Genomic DNA, 22,511 nt, shown 5'->3' on the forward strand with positions numbered 1-22,511 from the left:
TGCTTTTCTATTTGCACAGCCCCTGCAAGTCGATAGAATAGAGCCATTCAATTTTACTACTGTGAAGTTATGGCCAAACCAGATAAGCAAGTCGATACTCTTAAAGTTCCTCCCCATTCAATAGAAGCTGAACAATCTGTTTTAGGTGGCTTAATGCTTGATAACCAAGCTTTTGACCGCGTAGCTGAGCTTGTTGTATCACAGGATTTTTATACCCGCACGCACAAGTTAATTTTTGAGGCGATGACGGCACTTGCTGAGATTGGCGATCCGATAGATTTAATCACTATTTCTGAAAGTTTAGAAAAAAATAATAAACTTGCAGGTATTGGTGGTTTTGCTTACTTAGCCGAAATTGCTAAAAATACGCCAAGTGCAGCCAACATTGATGCCTATGCAAACATTGTACGTGAGCGTGCTGTTGTACGTGAAATGATTGGCGTGGCAAATGAAATAGCCGAAGCGGGTTTTAATACCGAAGGGCGTACTAGTCACGACTTACTCGACTTTGCCGAAAGCAAAGTATTTAAAATTGCCGAGCAACGTACAAAAAGTACGGAAGGCCCGCAAAGTATTCATAACATACTCGAAAAAACCGTTGATAAAATAGAAGAGCTTTATCAATCGCCACAAGATGGTGTAACGGGTGTAAGTACAGGTTATGCCGATCTTGATAAAATGACGACAGGCCTGCAGCCGTCTGACTTAATTATTGTGGCAGCGCGTCCTTCAATGGGTAAAACCACCTTTGCGATGAACCTTGCAGAACATGCCGCAATGACTCAAGACAAACCCGTGCTAATTTACTCGCTAGAGATGCCTTCAGAACAAATTATGATGAGGATGTTAGCGTCTCTTGGCCGTATTAACCAAACTAAGGTACGTACAGGTCAGTTAGATGATGACGATTGGGCGCGACTTTCATCAACAATGGGCTTGTTGATGGAAAAAGGCAAAATGTATGTGGATGATGCCTCGGGCTTAACACCTACCGATGTTCGCTCTCGTGCGCGTCGTATTGCGCGTGACCACGGCGGCATTAGTATGATCATGGTCGATTACTTGCAGCTAATGCGCGTACCTAGCCTTGCTGATAACCGAACGCTTGAAATTGCTGAAATTTCGCGTTCACTTAAATCACTAGCAAAAGAGCTAAAATGTCCGGTTGTCGCGCTTTCGCAGCTAAACCGTACGCTAGAGCAACGTGCCGATAAACGCCCAATTAACTCAGATTTACGTGAGTCAGGGTCGATAGAGCAGGATGCCGATTTAATTATGTTTATTTACCGTGACGAAGTTTACAACGAAGACAGTACCGATAAAGGTATTGCTGAAATTATCATAGGTAAACAACGTAACGGCCCAATTGGTAAAGTGCGTTTAACGTTCCAAGGTCAATTTTCTCGCTTTGATAATTACGCGGGACCAGCGGTAGATGACGATTACTAATGCGCTTAGCCACTGCTGAAATTAACTTAACGGCACTTGCGCATAATTTAGCGCAAGTTAAGTGCTTTGCACCTAACAGCAAAGTAATGGCGGTGCTAAAAGCAAATGCTTACGGGCATGGATTAGTAACGATTGCGCAGCATTTAAATAATGCTGACGCATTTGCTGTGGCACGTATAGATGAAGGGCTCGCCCTTCGAGCTGGGGGCTTAACAAAGCCAATTGTTTTACTAGAAGGCTTTTTTAACAAAGCCGACTTACCGATTCTGCTCGCCAACAATTTTCAAACTATTATTCACGATGAGTACCAATTAGCGGCGCTTGAAAAAGCAAAGCTAGATGCACCAATAACATGCTGGTTAAAAGTAAATACAGGTATGCATCGATTAGGTATTGCGCCAGAGCAGTTTGAAGCGTTTTATAACCGCTTACAAAAAACACCTAACGCTAAAAATACCGTTAATTTAATGACCCACTTTTCGTGTGCTGATGACGTTGATAATGCTAAAACGGTTCAGCAAATTACGTTATTTGATAATTTAGTGAATGGCATTGATCAAGCGCATTGTTTATCAAATTCTGCTGGTATTATTGCCTGGCCGAGCGGTCATGGCGATTGGGTACGTCCTGGGCTTATGTTATATGGTGTATCGCCAATGGCAAATAGTATTGGGCAGCAACACAAATTAAAACCAGTTATGCGCTTAACTACGCGCGTAATTGCAGTACGAGATGTGCCTGCTAATGAGGCTGTTGGGTATGGTGGTCGTTGGAAAAGCGATAAACCAACCAAGTTAGCTGTTGTAGCTATGGGTTATGGCGATGGTTATCCTCGGCATGCTAAAGAGGGGACACCGGTAATAATTGGTGAGCAGCGTTATGGTATTGTAGGAAGCGTAGCTATGGACATGATCAGCGTTGATATAGGGGTTAATGAGCATAATATTAAAGTTGGCGACAGAGTCACTATGTGGGGCCCTGAGCTTCCAGTTGAAGAAATAGCACTGTGCGCTGATACTATCCCTTACGAGCTATTATGTAATATTACACCACGCGTAAGTTATGAGTATCAGCCATAGTTAGTTTTTAGCGTACACCAATTGGGTATAATTACTCTTTTATAAAGTAAATGTCGCTAAAGCCCATACGGGCAAATTCTTGGTCGCGAAAGTTACGAACAGAAGCAGACCCTTTTGAGGTCATTTCTATTTGGCGTACCATGTTTAAGTAATTTGTTAAATCAATACCCTCGGCAGCAGCAATAGCTTGATACATGTCGTGGTATTTATCTTTTGCGAAGTTAATTTCGCGCGGTTGGTTTTTAAATGTATACGTTATTCTGCGTGCCATAATAAGCTCAGTTAAATTGAGTGTTAGTATAATTTTACACTGTATTGAACTGGCATTGAATGATTTGTTTAAATCAAATAATTAAAAAGTAGAGTTTAAAATGAAATTATCAGTAGAGATCAGTAAATATCCACTTCACCAAGATTACATTCCGTTTATTAAAGGCTTTATTGACCGCTTAAACGAATACGAAGATTTAAAAGTGATTACTAATACGCTATCAACGCAAATTTTTGGTGATTATGATTTAGTAATGCAGGTGTTAAATACCGAAATTAAGCGCTCATATGAAGAATTTGGTAAAGCTATTTTTGTATGTAAGTTTCTCTCTGGCGACTTATCGCCTGAATAATCTATAATACCAATCTGCATAAATCTTTGATCAATTTAATGAATTAAATTGCACTATAACGTCGTTAAAAATTTTTTATTTAGAACAACTAGATACAAAAATTTTTGCCTAGTTCTAGTGTAATTTTCTTAACGTTAAATAGACCCCGTATATAAGCAGATTGGTATAACAATCTGCACAACTAAACGGTAACTGCATAATATGGACTTTTTAACACAAACCTTAAGTGGTTTTACAGCAATGTCGCATTGGGAATACATTGCGGTAGGGTTGTCGATGGCGTACTTATTATTGGCAATAAAAGAAAGCTTATGGTGTTGGCCAGCAGCATTTTTTAGCACGCTCATTTATACAATAATGTACTGGAATGGCGCATTGCTCATGGAGTCGTTACTTAATTTTTATTATATGTATATGGCTGTATTTGGGTGGGTTGTATGGCGAAAAGGCAAAGCTGAAAATCTAAATATTACCTCGTGGTCGATGAACCGTCATGCTGTTTTAATTAGTTTAACAACCGTAGCTGCAATAACTATTGGTTACGTTATGCAAAACTATACGCATGCCGATTTTGCTTATTTAGATAGTTTTACAACGTGTTTTGCCGTAGTAACTACTTACTTAGTTGCTAAAAAAGTCCTCGAAAACTGGCTGTACTGGATTGTAATAGATGCAGCTTCCATGTATTTATATTATGAAAAAGGCTATTACCCAACGCTTGCACTATTTATATTTTATACCATTATGGCGGCGTGGGGCTTTAAAACCTGGTACGAAGAGTACGAACAAAGCCAAGCTAAGCCTTTAGCACAGCTTTAATTAATGATTGAGTATAACCAGCTAATAAAAATGTGTAGGGCGTTTATAGAGCCTACTAGCGTTGTTTCAAGCGAGCGACTATTTAATGGTTTTAGTAACGATAATTTTTTAATACGTACCAAACAACAAGGGTATTTATTAAAGTGTTATAAAAGCCATTGGCCAACCATAGGGCTTGAAGCACAGCGTTTTTTAAGTGAGCTTAATATATGTCCTGCGCCTGTTTGGCTCGATAAAAAGAATAGCCGTGCGGTATTTAATTATATTGAAGGTAATACAGCGCAATCGGATATAACGCTTAGCTTTATTAATAAACTTGCTCAAGTGCACAATTACAAAGTGTCTACTGCGCCAATGGATATAGCTAAAGAGCTGCATTTTTATCAAAGCACCGGCGTATATACGCAATATAAACCTCAAATAGAGCAGGCACTCAAAGTAGTTGCAGCCATGCAATTTGATGAAGGCTTTTGTCATAATGACTTGGTAAAAGATAACATTATTGTAAATGCTTCGGGCATGTATTTAATTGATTTTGAGTACGCGCAAACTAACGATGTATATTTTGATTTGGCAGCCCTTGCAGTGAGCTTTAATCTTAATGAGAGTAGTGAAAGTACATTGTTAAACAACTATAAAAATAGCGTTGATAAAACAAGCACGTTTTACCCATCAATAGATAAGCTAAATTACTATAAGCTGTTTTTTTTGGTGTTATGTATTGCTTGGTATGAGGAGCGCAGCATAACTAGTAAATCTATAATGTTACGTGCGCAGCTAAATAAACTTGTTACTAATACTTTTTTATAAAAGTTACAAACCACCAAAGCGTTCAGCGAGCTCTTTGTACTTTGTTACTTCGGCCGCATCAAATTGTGGCTCGCCGTTTTCGTCTTCTGACTTAGCTATTAGTAAACTCTCGCGAGCAAGACGCTTAACACGCTCAACTTTTACACCTAAAAATTCAGCGGTTTGCTCAGTAGACATTAAACTCATTATTATTTCCTCGTATTAAACTAATCCTCACAGCGACAATCATAATTTTAATGTTACTAAACCGTTACTGTTTCTTATCTAATAAGAATAAATAGCGTGTTTTTAAGCCTTTGTGAAGTGTTTTATTTAAAACAGCTTAATTAATAAGCATATAAGCTGATCTTACTGGTATTTATTTAAAGATCTCTTTATCATTGCCAGTGCTAAAGCACTGATATCGCGAGTTGGTGTGGCGGCAACAAATGTGCTCTCGTGGTGAAATGGATATCACGTGGCCCTCCGGAGGCTGAGTTGTAGGTTCGATCCCTACCGAGAGCGCCATTTGCTTTTATATGTATCAATTATCCTCTTTATATTACCTAGCTTCTTATTAATTACTCTTATATTTAAAAGTGCATTTACTGCAAAAACTTTGAAAGTTAATTTTAAAAAACAGCTTTCTAGTTATTTATACAATGCAAAATTAGCATCCAAAAATCATGTTGTAATTATTTACATATAAGATTTAGTGATAAATGAGGAAGACCGATTCAATGTTAAATAGTCAATTAGAGATACTAGCTCAAGGACACGCTTATCTTGAAGGTGTAACTAAAGAGGACTATTCCCAAGTCATTACTCCTAACTTTATTAGCTCGGCAGGAGCTCATATGCGACATATTATCGATCATTATCAATCTTTAATGACCGGCTTTAGACGCAAAAAGTAGATTATGATTGCCGCTTAAGAGGAGGAGATATTGAAAACTCTCCAACTGCTGCAATAAAAAAAATTGCCGAAATAACAACGTGGATTGAACAGCTAAGTCCAGATGATTTTAATAAACCGTTATCGCTTTCAAGTGAAGTTTCGATTAAAAGCAAAAATGTACAAACAGTAACAACATCACTTGCGCGAGAGCTTATTTTTGTAGGCAGTCACGCTGTGCACCATTACGCGATGATTTCACAAATTTCTTTTGCTCAAAAGTCGCAGCTCGATCAAAGCTTTGGTTTAGCACCAAGTACAGCTACTTTTTTAAGAGAAAATAGCCAGCCAGCACAACCAAAATCGATGCAAAATTAAAATGTGCACGTTAAGCTACTTTTTAACTGATGATGGCTACGAGCTATTTTTTAATCGCGATGAGCAAAAAACACGAGAAACGGCAATCGCTCCAAGTAAGCACCAGGGCAATGCAATTTTCCCCATTGATCCGCAAGGAGGAGGTACTTGGCTTGGGGTATCGCATTTTGGGCAAACACTCGCATTATTAAATGATTACCAAAGTGTATTTGATATAACTGCGGTAAAGCATAGTAGAGGTCTGTTAATCCCTCATTTACTGAGCAATAAAGCCCCTGCATTGTACCAATTACAAAACATGGATTTATCGGGCTACGCGCCTTTTAAGTTGTGTATTTTTCCGGATGGACTATCGATAAATAACAATAACGTGGTTTTTGTTAGGTGGGATGCAAAGCAGTTGATCCACTGCCAAGTTGAACCACTTGCTACGTCATCAGGTGTTGAGCTTGAAACGGTGACACAAAAGCGTAAACAACAATTTAAGCAACTTATTGATTTAAGACATCCTGAAAGTGAGCAGTTTTTAGCGTTTCATTACAGTAAAGCCGAACAAGGGCAATATGGCGTAAACATGCTAAGAGAAGATGCAATGACGGTCAGTATTAGTCATATTAAAGTTGGTAACACTATACGCTTTAATTATTTTGATAAGCAGTCTCAGCTCATTAGTAGCATTGGTTGTTTAAAAGTGGCTGCAGCTTAACTAAATATTTTTATAGCCATAACTATTACATAATTAAAAACAAAAAAGTCGATGTAATTAATTACATCGACTTTTTTGTTAACTGTATTTTACCTGCTATATTAAGCAGCAGGTAAAAATTATGAGTGATTTATATAATCATCCTTTTTATCACCAAGGTAGAGCCTAAGTAGCTTTTCAGGCGCACTTGGTAGGTGCACACTTAAAAGTAATCCAGGGGTGTGATTAAAGTTGCTATCAATGCCCATGCAATGAAATTGAGCGCCTAGCTTATGATATTGCTTTAATAAAATCGGTATGTCTTTTTTATCTTCTTCTATTCCCATAACCAATGTTGATACATGATCTATGTTTAACGTGTGATCACTAATGAAGTCTTCAAACTCTGGATGAATTTTATTATTAAAAGGCGTATTTGCGCTAACACCTTGTTTATTATTAACCATAGCATGGTCAATAATTGCGACAGAACGAGGGTCTTAAAGCTTACTTAATGAAACCGTGCCATATAAAGTCCTATAACGTGGGTTTTGCGCCATAAACGCACCGATCCCTTTAAATAGCAGTAATAAGCCATGGTAACTGCCTTGATGTTTTTGAACTATAAACGAGCGACCCATTTCCAAGCACGGCTGTTGCTGATTAATAAAAGAGGGTTCAAAATTAAACATTTGCGATAAATAAAGGGCGCTCACGTCGCTATTTTTTTGTAATAAATCAGTTTGTCCAATTCGATAAGCTACAATGATCTCTTCATTTTTATGATCAAAAATAAATAAATGCATGTAGCTTGCGTCAAACTTATCTGTATCACATGGCTCACCGCTTCCTTCGTTTAATGTACGAAAGGTTATTTCTCTGAGGCGTGTTATTTCAGTAACGCAATTAGGTATTTGCTCTTGGTAGCCGTAATAAACTGAGTAACCTTTAAAGTCGACTAAATGCTGCTCGCTTGGCAAGTTTGCAAGCTCATTTTTCATTTTTGTTTTATCAACATCCTGCATAATCGCTTTTAGTTGCATTGACTGGGCATCTTCTTGCCAAGGTGTTACAAAGCGTTCATCGTTTAAATAGCAAAGCAAGCGCGCAAGTGCGTTTATGTCGTCAGTTTTTTCAAACTTATTTAATAATTTGGGTGTAAGTAAATTACCAGCGCTTAAGCTAATAGAGCTTTTTTGAATTTTAAGTAATTCGCGTATTAGCATTAATAATCTAAATCGGTAGTAAACACGCCCCAAGTTATAAAAGGTTGAGCTATTCTGACCGCTAATAAATACAGGCAATAAAGGAGCTTGTGTTTTTAAAGCTAGTTGAGCGGTTAAGCGATTCCATTGCCCGTCAGTTACACGTTGTTTTTCTGATTGAAAAAATGACACTCTTCCCGCAGGAAAAACCACAAGTAAGCCATCATTTTAACATGACTAAAACACTGTTTTATTGAGCTGGTATTAATGGCTGCTTTTGGTTTTAGTGGGTTAGCAAAAATAAAATAGTCTTTAATTTCTTTAAATATTTTTAAACCCACGTTAGCCATTACTTTTGTATCGCTACGATAATGGGTGAGTAAATTTGCAATAATTACGCCCTCAATCATGCCATAAGGGTGATTACATACCACTATGCAAGGACCATGCTTTGGTATTTTGTTAATAACATCTTGTGCACCAAGCACATTAATACCTAATACATTTAACAGCTTTTCACTAAACTCTTGTTTATCTAAACCCGATAAATTATTACAGAGGTATATATCACGTAGCTTATTGATGCCCAATAGGCTATCGAGCAGCGGAGCGGCTATTTTTAGTATATGACCCAAAGGCGAGGCTGTGTTTATTGCAGCCACACTTAGGTTTGATACGGGGTGGTTTAATTTTGTCATATACGTTGATGCTCTTAAATTTTTATAGCTGTTGTGTATATTTAGACCGAGAAAAAACCACATTATGTTCAAATTAGGTTAATTAAGTTTGTTTAAAAGCTTAAAAATAATACTCAAATAGTCTTTTAAGTGCTAAATGGTTGTAGGTTATTAAGAAAATAGAAGAGGGTTTTAATTATCCATAAAATAAGGTTACCCACTACAGCTAATAAGAGTGATACAGCAAGTAATCCTTTGTAGTTATATATCACTACTTACAACTCAAAAACTAGACTTTTAGGCTTAATTAATGATATTTAAGGTACATATTCCTTAATAGAAAAATCCCGCCTTTATGCTAATTACTTTGCCCGTATCTGAGCTTACTCCTGGTATGTACGTTGATAGCGTTACTAAGCAACATGAAGGGATCAATAGCATAAAAATTAAGACCAGTGGCTTAGTGCGCGACAAATCTATTATTAAGCGTTTAGTCTCTGAAGGGGTGCTTGAGCTGCTTATAGATTTTGCTAAAGGTGATGCCCCAGTTCCTGCCAAATATAAGCCTCAAAGCAAACCTAAAACATCTAATAGCCAGCAAAAAGCCGAAAAAACACCTATAGCAATCTCAATTGAACAAGAATTTGCTAAAGCGAGTGTCAATTACGATCAGCATGGCCGAAAGCTACAGTCGTTATACGGTGACTTAACATCTGGCCTGAGTGTTAATATAAAAGTGCTTGATGAAATAGCCAGCGAAATAGTCAGCTCAGTTTTTCGTAACGCCAACGCCATGACTATTCTTACTCGTATAAAAGATAAACACAGCTATAACTGGCGGCATATGATCAACTGCGCCATTTTTACCGCTGTATTTGCTAAATACTTAGGGTACAAAATGGCTGTTGTGCAAGAGCTTGCCATGGGCGCGTTACTTCATGATTTAGGCCAAGCTAAATTACCGCAGGGTATATTTTCAAAGCCAACTAAGGTTACTAATAATGAGCTCTTAGCGATTAAAAAGCATGTAGCGCAAGGTTTGGGTTTAGTTAAAGGCGAGAAGGGTATAACACCCCTTATGCTTGATATGATAGTGAATCATCATGAGCGCTTAGATGGCTCTGGTTATCCGCGAGGCCTACAGGCAGAGAAGTTAAGTCGTCCAGCGCGTATAATGGCAATTGTAGATGTGTACGATGCAATGACTGCCGATAGAATGCATCAAGATGGTGATGAACCAATCAACGCATTGCGGTACTTATTAGCCAATAAGCAATTGTTTGATGGTGAGTTAGTACAGCGTTTTATAAAGTGTTTAGGGGTTCATCCGGTAGGAACTATTGTAAAATTAACGAATGAACGTTTAGCCTTAGTGCTTGAAGGGAACGTATTAAATCCTATTAAACCTAAAATTAAGCTATTTTATAATGCTAAGCACAATCATCATGTTACACCGAAAGACATCGATTTAAGTGAGCACACCCAAGAGCTTAAAATACTATCAAGTGTTAAGCCCTTAGATTATCAGATTAATTTGTCTCGCCTGCTAAAAGAGCATTTGTTGAATTAGCCTTACTGCATTGCCTTTTTTTAGTTTGTTTTGCAGAAATAAACGCACCCAAAAAGCAATTTCCCATCAGTGTTAACCATAACAAAGTGCCTAGCTCTACGTGCAATGCAAAACAACACAGCGCTAAAGAAATCAACGCATTTAACATTGCCCCTAGCCAATAATGGTTTACGGGGTTATCGCATTGTCCTGCTTGAGTACATGCACAGTAGTTTGCTTTGTAAAAGCAAAACACACTCGCCCCACAAAATATTAGCCCTGTAATAATAAATAAAATGATCACAGTTTTACTTCCATTGCGATTTTATAATGAGTGTAAGTTGCTACTAATTTCAAGTCAATCTAAATGATAATTAATTACATTTAGAGTGTTTGCTCTAATACCACACTTCTCATCCGATGAGTTTTAAATAGTTGTTAAAATGTCGTTAAAAAACATGTTTTTTACTGTCTTTTGACGTATTAATAGAGTTTTTTACAAAAAATTAAGGTAGTGTAATCACGTTTTAAATCCTAATAACAACACACATAGTACCCAGACAGTCAGTTTGGTTAAGGACTCAACAATGAAATTTTCTAAAACTCTTATTGCAGCTTCGCTTGCATTTGTTTCAGCTGATAGCTTTGCAGCTGCGTTTCAATTATCAGAGCAAAATGCATCGGGTTTAGGCCGTGCATACGCTGGTGAAGCTTCTATCGCAGACGACGCGTCTGTAGTTGCACGTAACCCTGCACTAATGACTTTATTTAAAGAGAAGCAACTAAGCGTTGTAGCAATTGGCGTAATTCCAGATGTAAGCTTAGAAGGTGAAAGTGCCCCAGCAGGTATTGATGAGTCATCATTAGATGACGATAGCATTGCACCAAGTGCAGTGGTACCAGCAGCTTACTTTACTATGCCTTACAGCGATAAAATCTCACTTGGTTTTGGTGCATTTTCTAACTTTGGTTTATCAACAGACTTTGATGATGATTACTCAGCAGGTCAAATTGCGGGTAAAACAGAAATATTTACTGTTAACTTAAATGCAAGCGTTGCTTATAAAGTTACTGAAAAGTTTAGCTATGGTATTGGCTTGAATGTGATTTATGCAGAAGCTGAAATTGTTCGACATTTAGGTGAGACTCCATTACCTCTTCCAGCTCAAACAGAAGCAAGAAATTTAAAAGGTGATGATACTGGTTTCGGCTTAAATGTGGGATTGATGTACCAGCTAGATGATAATAGTCGTTTTGGTTTTAATTACCGTACTGAAACAGATATTACATTTGATGGCGATTTCTCTAGTGCTCTACCAACAAATTTAGGTGGTACTAATGGGGTGAAATATCCTGGAGCTGTTGATATTACGCTTCCTGCAATAGCAGAGTTTTCTGGTTCTCATCAGTTAGATGATAAGCTAGGCCTACATTACAGTGTATTATGGACAGGATGGAGCAGTTTTGAATCATTAGAAGCGCAAGTAACTGCGCCGACGGGTGATAAATTTATTGGATTTAGTAAAGATGAGAGTTTTTCTGATTCTATGCGCTACGCAATAGGTTCTGATTATCAATACAGTGAAAACTTATTGTTACGCGCAGGTGTTGCTTACGACGAATCACCTGTATCACAAGATCACTTATCTATCTCTATTCCAGATACAGATCGTTTTTGGTTCTCATTTGGCGGTAATTACGCAATTGACCAGCAATCAAATGTTGATTTAGGTGTAAGTATTATTCGCGGTAAAACTCAAAACTTTAAAGAAGATGGATTTGAGTTTGAGTCAGAAGGTAATGCAGTACTTATTGGTGCTCAGTACAACTACAAATTCTAATATTTGTATAAATGCTTAGAGCTTAGGCTCTGGGCACAAAAAAGCCGCTCACTTTAATTAAAGTGAGCGGCTTTTTTAATGCCTATTAAATAGTGTTAATAGGCATTTTATGAAAGCTTATAAGCTTTCTATTTTAGTTTTTTGCTCAAGTAGCTTAGTTTTAGCATCGCTAAACTCAGCCAGTTTTGCATTTTCTTTAGCAAGTACCGCTTCAGGTGCGTTATTAACAAACTTTTCGTTAGCGAGTTTGTTTTGCACTTGTGCTAGGCCTTTTTCTGCTTTTTCGAGTTGCTTATTAATACGCGAAAGCTCGGCTTCTACATCAATTAAGCCCGCCATTGGGATCATGATCTCAAGGTTGCCAACATAAGAAGTCGCACATGCAGGTGCCCCGTCTTTGTTTTCAAGCATTGTAAACTCTTCAATTTTTGCAAGTGATGCTAAAAATGATTTGTTTTCTTCAATGCGGCGCACGTCGTCGCTTGATGCATTAGCAAGTAATACGCTAAGCGGTTTACTTGGGCTAATATCCATTTCACCACGAATATTACGAATAGCTAAAATGAATTGTTTAACCCACTCTAAGTCGTCCATCGCTTTAGCATCAACGCTTGCTTCATTATATACAGGGAACGGCTGAACCATAATGCTGGTGTTTGTTGTTTCAAGGCCTGCAAGAGGTGCAACACGTTGCCAAATAGTTTCAGTGATGTACGGCATCATTGGGTGCATTAAACGCAGTAAGCTTTCAAGTACGGTAATAAGTGTATTACGTGTACCACATTGCTGCGCTTCATTACCTTTAAATAATACCGGCTTAGTTAGCTCTAAGTACCAATCACAGAACTGGTTCCAAGTGAATTCGTAAAGCGTGTTAGCAGCTAAGTCAAAGCGGTAGTTATCAAGGTGCTCAGTGTATGTTTTAACTGTTGACTCAAATTGACCTAAAATCCAGCGGTCAGCTAATGAAAGCTCTTTTTGTGCGTCGTTTGCAAAACCACAGTCTTGCTCTTCTGTATTCATTAATACGTAACGGCTCGCGTTCCATAATTTATTACAGAAGTTACGGTAACCTTCAAGGCGGTTCATGTCCCAGTTAATATCACGACCGGTAGATGCCATTGCAGCAAGTGTAAAGCGAAGGGCGTCGGTGCCGTGTGCCTCAATACCGCCTGCAAATACTTTACGCGTATCTTTTTCGATTTTAGCGGCAAGTTTTGGCTGCATCATGTTACCAGTACGTTTTTGTACTAGGTCTTCAAGTTCAATGCCGTCAATCATGTCTAGTGGGTCAAGTACGTTACCTTTTGACTTAGACATTTTATCGCCATTATCGTCACGTATTAAACCAGTTACATACACGGTTTTAAACGGAACTTGTGGTTTGCCATTTTCGTCTTTTACAAAGTGCAGCGTCATCATAATCATGCGCGCAACCCAGAAGAAAATAATATCAAAACCAGTTACCAGCACGTCAGACGGGTGGAAGGTTTTTAAATCATCGGTATTTTCTGGCCAACCTTGTGTAGAGAAAGTCCAAAGCGCTGATGAGAACCATGTATCAAGTACGTCTTCGTCTTGGCTTAGCGTTACGTTATCTGCAATGTTGTTTTCACGGCGAACTTCGGCTTCGTCGCGACCAACAAATACATTGCCTTCACTGTCGTACCAAGCTGGAATGCGGTGACCCCACCAAAGCTGGCGTGAAATACACCAATCTTGTACGTCGTTCATCCACGAGAAGTACATGTTTTCGTATTGCTTAGGTACAAATTGAATGTCGCCGTTTTTAACAGCGTCTTTTGCAGGTTCAGCAAGTGGTGCAACACGTACATACCATTGGTCGGTAAGCAGTGGCTCAATTACCACACCAGAGCGATCGCCGTAAGGAACCGTTAAACCATGGTCTTCAATTTTTTCAAGTAAACCTAGTTCTTCAAATTCTGCCACAATTGCTTTACGTGCTGCAAAACGATCAAGGCCGTGCAAGCGCTCAGGTATTGGTGCATCAAACTCAAGCTCTTTACCGTCAAAGGTGTATGTTTCACCTTGGGTAAGAATAGCGGCGTCTTTATCGAAAATGTTGATCATAGGCATTTGATGACGCTTGCCCACTTCGTTATCGTTAAAGTCGTGCGCTGGGGTTATTTTTACACAGCCCGTGCCTTTATCTTTATCGGCGTGTTCGTCAGCAACAATTTTAATACGACGATTAACGATGGGTAATAAAATCTCTTTACCGATTAAATCTGTGTAGCGTTCGTCATCAGGATTTACTGCAACACCTGAGTCACCCAACATGGTTTCAGGACGTGTTGTTGCTACTACTATGTAGTCTTTTCCGTCTTGTGTTGTAACGCCATCAGCCAGTGGGTAACGTAAGTTCCACATGTGGCCTTGCTTGTCTTTGTTTTCAACTTCAAGATCAGAAATAGCCGTGTGTAATTTTGGATCCCAGTTTACTAGGCGTTTGCCTCGGTAAATTAGGTTTTCTTTATGAAGGCGTACAAACACTTCTTTAACGGCTTCAGATAGGCCATCGTCCATGGTAAAGCGTTCACGATCCCAATCAACCGATGCGCCAAGGCGACGAAGTTGCTTAGTGATAGTGCCGCCAGATTCTTTTTTCCATTCCCAAATTTTATTAATAAAATCTTCGCGGCCTAAATCGTGGCGTGTTTTGCCTTCCTCAGCATGCAGTTTACGCTCAACCAACATTTGCGTTGCAATACCTGCGTGGTCAGTACCTACTTGCCATAATGTGTTGTTACCTTGCATACGTTTAAAACGCGTTAGGGTATCCATTATTGTATCTTGGAAGGCGTGGCCCATGTGTAAGCTACCAGTGACATTTGGCGGCGGGATCATAATTGAATATGGTACGCCTTGGCCAGATGGCTTAAAGTAGCCTTTTTGTTCCCAGTCTTGATATAGAGACTGTTCAATATCTTGCGGATTGTAGGTTTTATCCATTACACAGAACCTTAAATAAGTACTTAAATTAGTTGGTTAGTTTGCCTAATTGGCTAGCTATTAATATCTTGCGTGGTGAGATTGGCACCGAGTTGGCGTAGCTTTTTAAAACGCTCGCGGGCTGCTTGCTTAGCAGCTGGTTCTACGGGTACAAAATCAAAAACTTGGTTAAACCGACGAATGTAATCCGGTAACTGAGTAGCCAAGTTAATTAAAACTTTACGATTGCCAACAGGTGGCGTAATACCAATTTCTACAGGTGCGCCGCCTTTAGGGCCTTCACCTTGTAAATTATGTGGCACAAAACTATCTGGATCGAATGCCCAAATTATTTCATCAATGGCACAGGCTGCTTCGTTATCGTTAACACAAATAAACACACGCTGCCCATTTCGATACTGATCGGCTGCAATTTGAGCTGCCAATGCAAAATGATCGTCAGCCTTCGCTTTAGACTCATCTTGTTGCTTTAGAACGAAAAATTTAGCGTTCATGTTCATTGTATCGGGGTTTCCCATGACATTGAATGTATACCAAATTGATATACACAAATTAAGAGGCAGATTTTGCCATATAACGGGGTTTGCTTCAATTAATACACAAATAAATAAGGCGCCAAATGGCGCCTTATAAATAGCTAAATAGATTATTAATCGTGCGTAGCTTCGCTTACACCCGCTCGGTTTAATAAATACTGAGTAAGCATAGGAACAGGACGGCCCGTTGCGCCTTTTTTAGCGCCACTGCGCCACGCTGTACCGGCAACATCTAAATGTGCCCAATTATACTTTTTAGTAAATTTAGATAAGAAACATGCCGCAGTAATAGTACCCGCAGAGCGTCCACCTAAGTTTGTAAAGTCAGCAAATGGGCTTTCTAGCTGATCTTGATAGTCATCCCATAACGGTAACTGCCATGCACGGTCGCCACTTTGCTCAGACGCTTTTAATAAATCGTGTGCAAGTGGGTTATGGTTTGATAGTAAACCAGTCGCATGCGCGCCAAGGGCTACAATACACGCGCCAGTAAGTGTTGCTACGTCAATAACAGTATCCGGGTTAAAACGTTCAACGTACGTTAGTGCGTCGCACAACACTAAACGACCTTCAGCGTCGGTGTTTAACACTTCAACTGTTTGCCCCGACATTGTTGTTAAAATATCACCCGGGCGATACGCGTTTGAGCCAGGCATGTTTTCACAACCCGCTAAAACACCAATAACGTTAATCGGCAATTGCATTTGTGCAAGTGCACGCATTGCGCCAATAACGCCTGCTGCTCCGCCCATGTCGTATTTCATTTCGTCCATGCCTTCGCCTGGTTTTAATGAAATACCGCCTGAATCAAACGTTAGACCTTTACCAACAAGTACAATAGGGGCTTGGTCGTCAGCGGCGCCTTTGTAGTTAATAATCGACATAATCGATTCGTTATCACTACCTCGACCAACAGCTAGGTAAGAATTCATACCAAGTTCTGCCATTTGCTTTTCGCCAATAAGATCAACAGTGATGTTGTCAAAATCAGTTGCCAGCTCTTGTGCTTGTTCACCTAAGTACACAGGGTTACAAATATTTGGTGGCATATTAGCTACGTCTTTACATAGCTTACTACCTGCTGCAATGGCTAAACCATGCTCAATAGCGCTTTCGCCAATAGTTAGTTCGCGTCGTGTTGGTACGTTAAACACCATTTTACGAAGTGGACGACGAGGGTCTACTTTTTTACTTTTCAGTTGGTTAAACGTATATAGGCAGTCTTGCGTTGTCTCAACTGCCTGACGTACTTTCCAGTAGGTGTCGCGACCTTTAACGTGTTGCTCTGTTAAAAAGCAGACTGCTTCCATAGAGCCCGTTTCGTTTAAGGTATTTATAGTTTTAGAAATGATTTGTTTATATTGCTTATCATCAAGCTCACGCTCTTTACCACAACCAACAAGCAATATGCGCTCGCTTAATACATTAGGTACATGATGCAATAATAAAACTTGGCCTGGCTTACCTTCTAAATCGCCACGGCGAAGTAAATTAGAGATATAACCATCACTAATTTTATCGAGTTGTTCACCAATGGGGGATAACCTACGTGGCTCGTAAACGCCAACCACAATACATGCGCTGCGCTGTTTTTCTGGGCTACCACTTTTTACGTTAAATTCCATTGTTACTCCTGGTTTTGAGTCGTTTAAGTTACTAAGTTGGGGCTAAAAAAGTATTTTCTAGTCTTATCTACGTAACTTATGTAAGGATAATTCTTATTTTAGCTGATTTTGCTAGACTCTTACTGTGTAATTGAACTTTATATGCTTAAGGGCTACTAATGCAACATTATATCGTGCACTTAGGTAGGATAATTAATTTTGATGGCTTATAATAATAGCCTATTTGCCGGTATTAATTGGGTAAAATAGCTATTTAACTATTCAATTCTCACTATCGTAGTGAAATTCCATGTTTAACAGGGGCGAGCATTGCTAATTTTCCGTTATTTGACCGCTGAGGTTTTAAAATCGCAGGTCGCCGTATTTTTAACTTTGATGACAATATTTTTGTCACAAAAGTTAGTTGGTATTTTAGGTGATGCCTCTGAGGGCAGCATTCCTGCTAAATTAGTGCTATCGATGATTGCACTAAAACTTCCACAACTAGCCTCGCTAATACTTCCGCTGAGTATATTTTTAGGCATTATTTTAGCCTACAGCCGTATTTACGCCGATAGCGAAATGACCGTACTTAAAGCCTGTGGCGTAAGTGAATGGTATGTTGTGCGCGTAACCCTTATATCAAGTGTAGGGCTTGCTATATTAGCCGCAGCACTGACTATGTATATAGCTCCGTGGGCAAGCGAGCAAGAGTATCAATTAAAAGAGCAAGCCAAAGCCGATGCGGGGTTATCTGCACTCAGAGCTGGGCGGTTCCAAGAAACCGGTAACGAAAAAGCAGTGGTGTTTATTCATAATATTGAAAAGGGTGGCAAAGAGCTCAATAAGGTATTTGTTGCACAGTTACCCGATAGCGAAAAAGGCAACTTAGCGCGCTTAGTATATGCAGAGCAAGGTGTTGTGGTTGAAGCCGTAAATGGTGAGCAACAGCTCGTACTAACAGACGGTAAACGTTACGAAACAGATGGCGCAACGCCTGCACTTAACTTAACAGAATTTGATGGTTACAGCGTACAAATACGAGAACAAGAAATAGAGCACCAACGCCGTAAATTAGAGGCTGTGCCTACTAATCAATTACTCGCCATTAATACACCAGAATCTATTGCTCAATGGCAGTGGCGACTCGCTATTCCGTTATCAATTCCGCTACTTACTTTACTGGCAGTACCGCTAAGTGTGGTTAATCCTCGCCAAGGTAAATTTGCAAAACTAGTGCCTGCTATAAGCTTGTACTTAGGCTATTTTATTTTACTAAATGCCGCTAAATTTGCAGTTGAAGATGGCAAAATTCCGCCTTCAATTGGCTTGTGGTGGATTCATCTAAGTGCCTTGTTTATAGGTGGATTATTAATTATAAAAGGGCGACCGTTGGGCGCTTGGCTTAAAGCCGTTGTAACTAAGCGGGAGTTAGGCTCATGATGAAAACACTTGATTGGTATTTAGGGCGCAGTATTTTACAAACTACCGGCTTTGCATTGTTGGTACTTGTTGGTATTAGCACCTTAATTAAGTTTATCGACCAGCTAAAGTCGGTAGGGCGTGGTAGTTACGATTTAATGACCGCAATGCTTTACACTTTGTATACAATACCTGGTGATCTTGTTGTGTTTTTCCCTATGGCTGCGCTAATTGGTGGCTTAACGGGGTTGGGGGCACTTGCCTCAAACAGTGAGCTGGTAGTGATGCAAGCGGCTGGTATGTCGCGCTTACAAATAATTGGCTCTGTGATGAAAACGGCCATATTTATGGCTGTATGCATGATGGCACTTGGCGAATGGGGTGCACCTGAAGCGCAATTACACGCCAAAGAAATGCGTAACCAAGCAATACATGGCGGCGATGTATTTAACACACAAAAAGGTGTATGGGCTAAAGACGGCAGCAATTTTATTAATATTGAAGATGTTGACGAAAACGGCAGGCTCAATGGGGTACACATGTACCACTTTGACAAATCGTTAGAGCTTACCCAAATCACTAAAGCAAAAGATGCACTGAGCCGAAAAGAAGGCTGGCTACTTCGTGATGTAAATAAGGTTATTATTACGAGCGAAAAAACCACAACAGAGCAACTACCAGAAGAGTTTTACCCTTCACAATTGACTGCTGAAAAGTTAGGGGTTGTTTCGGTAAAACCAGAGTCACTTTCATTTACTGGGCTTTGGTCGTATTTAACTTATTTAGAGCAAAACGAACAAGACACCAGTACCTACGAGCTTGCTCTGTGGCGTAAGCTTATGCAGCCTGTATCTGTAGCGGTAATGCTGCTGGTGGCGCTCTCGTTTATATTTGGCCCACTGCGTACCGTTACTATGGGCGCACGTATTATTATGGGTGTTGTAACGGGGATCGTGTTTCACTTAACTAATGAAATATTTGGCCCTGTAGTTATGGTTTACCAAATACCTGCCATTATAGGGGCGGTATTACCCAGTATTATATTTATAGGCTTTGCGACATATTTGATGAATAAACGGGTATAGAGTACCTATTCAAAGCATTAAAAAGGGTGACCACTGGTCACCCTTTTTGCTTTTTAATTACCAGTTTTGGAAAGCTGGTATTAATCAAGCTCACTATAAATACGCCTGTTCTCTTCTTTAGTAAGTGTAATAACTTCTGTTTTAGAGATGTAATCTTGTAGTGCCTTTTTGTTTTTAAAATCGACTAACACCACCAAATTACCTAAACCGAGTAAAGCGCTAACGCTGCGGATAATTGATTGCGGCCAGCTAATTAAATTACCTTCAAGAGTTTGTACTTTTAAACGCCATGCACGCATGCCAATGGTTTGCCCGCTTTTAGTCCAAAAGTAGCCAAAAAATACTAAGCTAACAATAATTAAAAGAGCGGTACGAATACCCGAAAGAAGATTTGAATTTTGAATAAAGGCAGATACATCCTCTGCGCCATTTAAACTAATTACATCGAGAGAAATAAGCCCTTGTACTGCAAATAAATACAGCACTACAGTTAACATCGCAAACGCAATAATGGCTAACGTATCGTAGACCAACGACGCAAAACGGCGCCAAAAACCAGCACGTGGAAACTCACCCGACATAAATACACTCTCACTATTAATATGCGAGCTAGTTTAACAAAAAAGCTTACAAATACTAAGACATGTTAATGTTTAGAGAGAATTGATTTTATTGCTGTAAATTACTACCTACGGAGGGGAATGAAAAAGACCCTACTATTTACAGTAAGGCCTTTTAATTTATAGCGAGTTTAACCTAGCTTAATGGCAAGGTATTTTATGTCGTCACCACTTATTTGCGGTAAAAAATAAATATCGCCGTATTTAAAATACTGCTGCGAGTTAATGATTACGGCCTGTGCAGCCTGAGGCAGTGAGTCGTAAGTTTGGCCCAAGCTATAGTCATTCACATTACCCACTTTTACTGCCTGATTAAGGCGAGTTGATGGCTCATCAACAACCGTATAACCATCATTATCCGCAATGTAGTACACATTTTGATAAGTGTAGTAAGTCGTATTATGGTGTTTAAAATGCCTGTAATTTCTTGGTAGCGTATTTATACGCAGGCCTCTAGGTGGTTTAACAACATGGTAGCCTCTTTTAGCTTTACGGTAATAAAGGCCGTCGTTAAACGTAAACGAAATACCATTAAATCTGATTGATGCGCTATTGCGTGGTAAATGGTTTATAAATCGATTTTGTCTGTAAGCGACTGAATTGTGATGGCTTGTTAAGTCGTTATATTTTCGCTGGTTGTAGCGGTGTAGTTCACGCTTTTCCTGTTTGTACTTAGCAAGTTTACGTTTTTCTTGCTTACGGTCTTCTCGTTTTTCTTTTTTATGTTCAATACGCTGCTTTTTTCATGGCGGCGTTCATCGCGTTTATATTCAACACGTTTTTCGTGGTCACGTTTAAAGCTTTTATCATTCTCTCGCTCGTTTTGTGCTCCAAGCGCAGAGCCTGATACTGTGCCAATGGCGAGCAGGGCAGGTAGTAAAAAAGTAAGTTTCATAGTATTGCCTCGTTTATGTTTTTACATAACTGGGTTCAATACTAGCGGCTCAAACTGAATGTTAACTGACATACAACAGCAAACGGAGTTATGCTTACAGCTTTTTACATTTTACTGACGGTTCTTGACATAATCTCTAGTTTTTGACGATTTTAGGAACGTTTTAATATATCAAAATGATTAGTCGTGTCACAAAAAATGGATATGAAATTAGTAATTAAGCCTTCCTTGGCTTTGCAGGTTAATTACTTTTGATAAAAAGGATAATCGCTATAACCTACTTCGGTGCCGCCATACATAGTGGCTGCATCGGCCTCGTTAAACGTCCAATTATTTGCTATACGCTCTGGTAAATCAGGGTTAGCTATAAATGGGCGACCAAATGCAAATAAATCACCGTAACCTTCACCTAAAATACGTACAGCTTTTTCTACTGTGTATTTACCTGCATAAATAATGCGACCTGAAAATTCAGCTCGTACTGCTTTATAAAATTCTAGTGGTAAATCGGGAGCGTTATCCCAATCAGCTTCAGCAATCGATAAGTAAGCAATACCCGCTTGCTCAAGTAATTTAACGGCTTGGATATAAGTGTGATGAGGGTTTGATTCAACAAGCCCTAAATACACTCGTGTTTCATCTGTGCTTTCAAATAAAGGAGCAAAGCGAACACCTAAACGGTTTGCGCCTACAACGTCACTTACCGCTTCAACTATTTCTTTTAAAAATCGCAGGCGATTACTAAGCGTTCCACCGTATTGATCGTCACGGTTATTAGTATGCTCAGAAATAAACTGATTAACTAAATACCCGTTAGCACAATGAAGCTCCACACCATCAAAGCCAGCTTCTAGAGCATTGCGTGCAGCTTGCGCATACATGTTTACTAGCTCGCCAACCTCAGTAGTACTTAATGCTCGGGGCTCACTTGGGTCAGCCAATACGCCTTCACCAGGTGCGGTTTCAATAAATACTTTTACGTTTTCAGCAATAATATCTGAAGGGCCAACCGGTTTACCTGAATTTGGTTGTAGCGTGGTGTGCGATACGCGCCCTACATGCCAAAGCTGAGCAAAAATAACACCGCCTTTAGCGTGTACTGCTTGTGTTACTTTTTTCCAGCCTTCAATTTGTGCTTGCGAGTGAATACCTGGGGTCCAAGCGTAACCTTGCCCACGAGGCTCTATTTGTGTGCCTTCGGTAACCATAAAACCAGCCGATGCACGCTGCGAGTAATACTCAGCCATTAATTTATTAGGAATATTGCCAGGCTGAGTGCTGCGAGAGCGAGTAAGAGGAGGCATCACAATACGGTTTTTAAGTGTAAAAGGGCCAAGCTCAATTGATGAGAATAAAGGAGCGGTATTAACTAATTCTGATTTCATTT

General features: G+C 39.5%; 22 protein-coding genes, 1 tRNA gene and 1 pseudogene. 12 read left to right on the plus strand and 12 right to left on the minus strand.

The genetic code is table 11. The annotated features are described in order from the left end of the window. The first annotated feature begins 69 nt into the window (after positions 1-69). Together dnaB and alr are read left to right on the plus strand one after the other, a co-directional pair. Positions 70-1,449, plus strand: coding sequence for a replicative DNA helicase (gene dnaB / locus ABX891_RS04975; protein ID WP_002963050.1), 1,380 nt, complete (start codon positions 70-72; stop codon positions 1,447-1,449). Further along, the gene (alr, locus tag ABX891_RS04980) at positions 1,449-2,528 is read left to right on the plus strand and encodes an alanine racemase (protein ID WP_354629013.1); all 1,080 of its coding nucleotides are present in this window, start codon (positions 1,449-1,451) and stop codon (positions 2,526-2,528) included. The genes dnaB and alr overlap by 1 nt, the downstream gene beginning before the upstream one ends. 31 nt (positions 2,529-2,559) lie before the next feature. Here alr and ABX891_RS04985 read toward each other — a convergent pair whose 3' ends face one another. Further along, positions 2,560-2,799: a DUF2960 domain-containing protein gene (locus tag ABX891_RS04985; protein ID WP_002963045.1), complete on the minus strand. Its 240-nt coding sequence runs from the start codon at positions 2,797-2,799 to the stop codon at positions 2,560-2,562. A 100-nt stretch (positions 2,800-2,899) separates the two neighbouring features. On the opposite strand from ABX891_RS04985, the gene ABX891_RS04990 reads away from it, so the two are divergent. The 3 genes from ABX891_RS04990 (at position 2,900) to ABX891_RS05000 (ending at position 4,780) form a co-directional block, all read left to right on the plus strand. Continuing rightward, positions 2,900-3,151 (plus strand): hypothetical protein, encoded by a 252-nt coding sequence (locus tag ABX891_RS04990; protein ID WP_008135690.1) that lies wholly within the window; start codon positions 2,900-2,902, stop codon positions 3,149-3,151. Positions 3,152-3,352: 201 nt separating this feature from the next. Next, a complete protein-coding gene (gene pnuC / locus ABX891_RS04995) occupies positions 3,353-3,970 on the plus strand; it encodes a nicotinamide riboside transporter PnuC (RefSeq protein ID WP_341603033.1) in 618 nt (205 codons plus the stop codon). A 3-nt stretch (positions 3,971-3,973) separates the two neighbouring features. Then, on the plus strand, positions 3,974-4,780 hold the full coding sequence (locus ABX891_RS05000) for a phosphotransferase (RefSeq protein ID WP_354629014.1): 807 nt from the start codon (positions 3,974-3,976) through the stop codon (positions 4,778-4,780). 3 nt (positions 4,781-4,783) lie between these two features. On the opposite strand, the gene ABX891_RS05005 is transcribed toward ABX891_RS05000, so the two are convergent. Next, positions 4,784-4,966: a hypothetical protein gene (locus ABX891_RS05005; protein WP_024604886.1), complete on the minus strand. Its 183-nt coding sequence runs from the start codon at positions 4,964-4,966 to the stop codon at positions 4,784-4,786. Between the two features lie 246 nt (positions 4,967-5,212). Here ABX891_RS05005 and ABX891_RS05010 point away from each other — a divergent pair. From ABX891_RS05010 to ABX891_RS05020, 3 genes are all read left to right on the plus strand, one after another. Then, positions 5,213-5,287 (plus strand) — tRNA-Arg (locus ABX891_RS05010). Between the two features lie 604 nt (positions 5,288-5,891). Then, a complete protein-coding gene (locus ABX891_RS05015; RefSeq protein WP_259365577.1) occupies positions 5,892-6,032 on the plus strand; it encodes a hypothetical protein in 141 nt (46 codons plus the stop codon). Between the two features lies 1 nt (position 6,033). Continuing rightward, the gene (locus tag ABX891_RS05020; protein WP_002963038.1) at positions 6,034-6,738 is read left to right on the plus strand and encodes an NRDE family protein; all 705 of its coding nucleotides are present in this window, start codon (positions 6,034-6,036) and stop codon (positions 6,736-6,738) included. A gap of 119 nt (positions 6,739-6,857) precedes the next feature. On the opposite strand, the gene ABX891_RS05025 is transcribed toward ABX891_RS05020, so the two are convergent. Genes ABX891_RS05025 through ABX891_RS05035 form a run of 3 tightly spaced genes read right to left on the minus strand, consistent with a single transcriptional unit; the run spans position 6,858 to position 8,620 of the window. Continuing rightward, positions 6,858-7,184, minus strand: coding sequence for a hypothetical protein (locus ABX891_RS05025; protein ID WP_354629015.1), 327 nt, complete (start codon positions 7,182-7,184; stop codon positions 6,858-6,860). A 33-nt stretch (positions 7,185-7,217) separates the two neighbouring features. Then, complete coding sequence (locus ABX891_RS05030; protein ID WP_354629016.1) at positions 7,218-8,114, minus strand: bifunctional lysophospholipid acyltransferase family protein/GNAT family N-acetyltransferase; 897 nt, start codon at positions 8,112-8,114, stop codon at positions 7,218-7,220. Further along, a complete protein-coding gene (locus ABX891_RS05035) occupies positions 8,081-8,620 on the minus strand; it encodes a lysophospholipid acyltransferase family protein (protein WP_241764469.1) in 540 nt (179 codons plus the stop codon). The genes ABX891_RS05030 and ABX891_RS05035 overlap by 34 nt, the downstream gene beginning before the upstream one ends. Before the next feature lie 334 nt (positions 8,621-8,954). Between ABX891_RS05035 and ABX891_RS05040 the strand changes: the two genes are divergently transcribed. Then, on the plus strand, positions 8,955-10,169 hold the full coding sequence (locus tag ABX891_RS05040) for a cyclic di-GMP phosphodiesterase (protein WP_165743318.1): 1,215 nt from the start codon (positions 8,955-8,957) through the stop codon (positions 10,167-10,169). On the opposite strand, the gene ABX891_RS05045 is transcribed toward ABX891_RS05040, so the two are convergent. Continuing rightward, complete coding sequence (locus ABX891_RS05045; protein ID WP_165725768.1) at positions 10,129-10,452, minus strand: hypothetical protein; 324 nt, start codon at positions 10,450-10,452, stop codon at positions 10,129-10,131. The genes ABX891_RS05040 and ABX891_RS05045 overlap by 41 nt on opposite strands. A gap of 283 nt (positions 10,453-10,735) precedes the next feature. On the opposite strand from ABX891_RS05045, the gene ABX891_RS05050 reads away from it, so the two are divergent. Then, positions 10,736-11,989 (plus strand): outer membrane protein transport protein, encoded by a 1,254-nt coding sequence (locus tag ABX891_RS05050; protein ID WP_309167531.1) that lies wholly within the window; start codon positions 10,736-10,738, stop codon positions 11,987-11,989. Positions 11,990-12,106: 117 nt separating this feature from the next. Here ABX891_RS05050 and ABX891_RS05055 read toward each other — a convergent pair whose 3' ends face one another. The 3 genes from ABX891_RS05055 to pepA all read right to left on the minus strand — a co-directional run bounded on the left by ABX891_RS05055 (position 12,107) and on the right by pepA (position 17,123). Further along, on the minus strand, positions 12,107-14,962 hold the full coding sequence (locus ABX891_RS05055) for a valine--tRNA ligase (protein WP_309167529.1): 2,856 nt from the start codon (positions 14,960-14,962) through the stop codon (positions 12,107-12,109). A 53-nt stretch (positions 14,963-15,015) separates the two neighbouring features. Continuing rightward, on the minus strand, positions 15,016-15,462 hold the full coding sequence (locus ABX891_RS05060) for a DNA polymerase III subunit chi (RefSeq protein ID WP_002962020.1): 447 nt from the start codon (positions 15,460-15,462) through the stop codon (positions 15,016-15,018). A 149-nt stretch (positions 15,463-15,611) separates the two neighbouring features. Beyond that, positions 15,612-17,123, minus strand: a complete 1,512-nt coding sequence (pepA, locus tag ABX891_RS05065) for a leucyl aminopeptidase (RefSeq protein ID WP_039490278.1) — start codon at positions 17,121-17,123, stop codon at positions 15,612-15,614. 309 nt (positions 17,124-17,432) lie between these two features. Here pepA and lptF point away from each other — a divergent pair, with 309 nt between their 5' ends. Both lptF and lptG read left to right on the plus strand, forming a co-directional pair. Next, complete coding sequence (gene lptF, locus ABX891_RS05070; RefSeq protein ID WP_138489600.1) at positions 17,433-18,545, plus strand: LPS export ABC transporter permease LptF; 1,113 nt, start codon at positions 17,433-17,435, stop codon at positions 18,543-18,545. Beyond that, the gene (lptG, locus tag ABX891_RS05075) at positions 18,542-19,609 is read left to right on the plus strand and encodes an LPS export ABC transporter permease LptG (RefSeq protein WP_024603537.1); all 1,068 of its coding nucleotides are present in this window, start codon (positions 18,542-18,544) and stop codon (positions 19,607-19,609) included. Before lptF ends, lptG begins: the two co-directional genes overlap by 4 nt. A gap of 80 nt (positions 19,610-19,689) precedes the next feature. Here the strand turns inward: lptG and ABX891_RS05080 are convergent, their stop codons facing one another. The 3 genes and pseudogenes from ABX891_RS05080 to ABX891_RS05090 all read right to left on the minus strand — a co-directional run bounded on the left by ABX891_RS05080 (position 19,690) and on the right by ABX891_RS05090 (position 22,509). After that, positions 19,690-20,190, minus strand: a complete 501-nt coding sequence (locus ABX891_RS05080; protein WP_165743304.1) for an RDD family protein — start codon at positions 20,188-20,190, stop codon at positions 19,690-19,692. A gap of 170 nt (positions 20,191-20,360) precedes the next feature. Then, a pseudogene (locus tag ABX891_RS05085) lies at positions 20,361-21,124 on the minus strand (DUF6515 family protein). Between the two features lie 245 nt (positions 21,125-21,369). Then, the gene (locus ABX891_RS05090; RefSeq protein WP_165743301.1) at positions 21,370-22,509 is read right to left on the minus strand and encodes an alkene reductase; all 1,140 of its coding nucleotides are present in this window, start codon (positions 22,507-22,509) and stop codon (positions 21,370-21,372) included. Between the last annotated feature and the right edge of the window lie 2 nt (positions 22,510-22,511).

It is taken from the genome of Pseudoalteromonas sp. NCIMB 1079, from assembly GCF_040567695.1.
In the GTDB taxonomy this organism is placed as follows: domain Bacteria; phylum Pseudomonadota; class Gammaproteobacteria; order Enterobacterales; family Alteromonadaceae; genus Pseudoalteromonas; species Pseudoalteromonas distincta.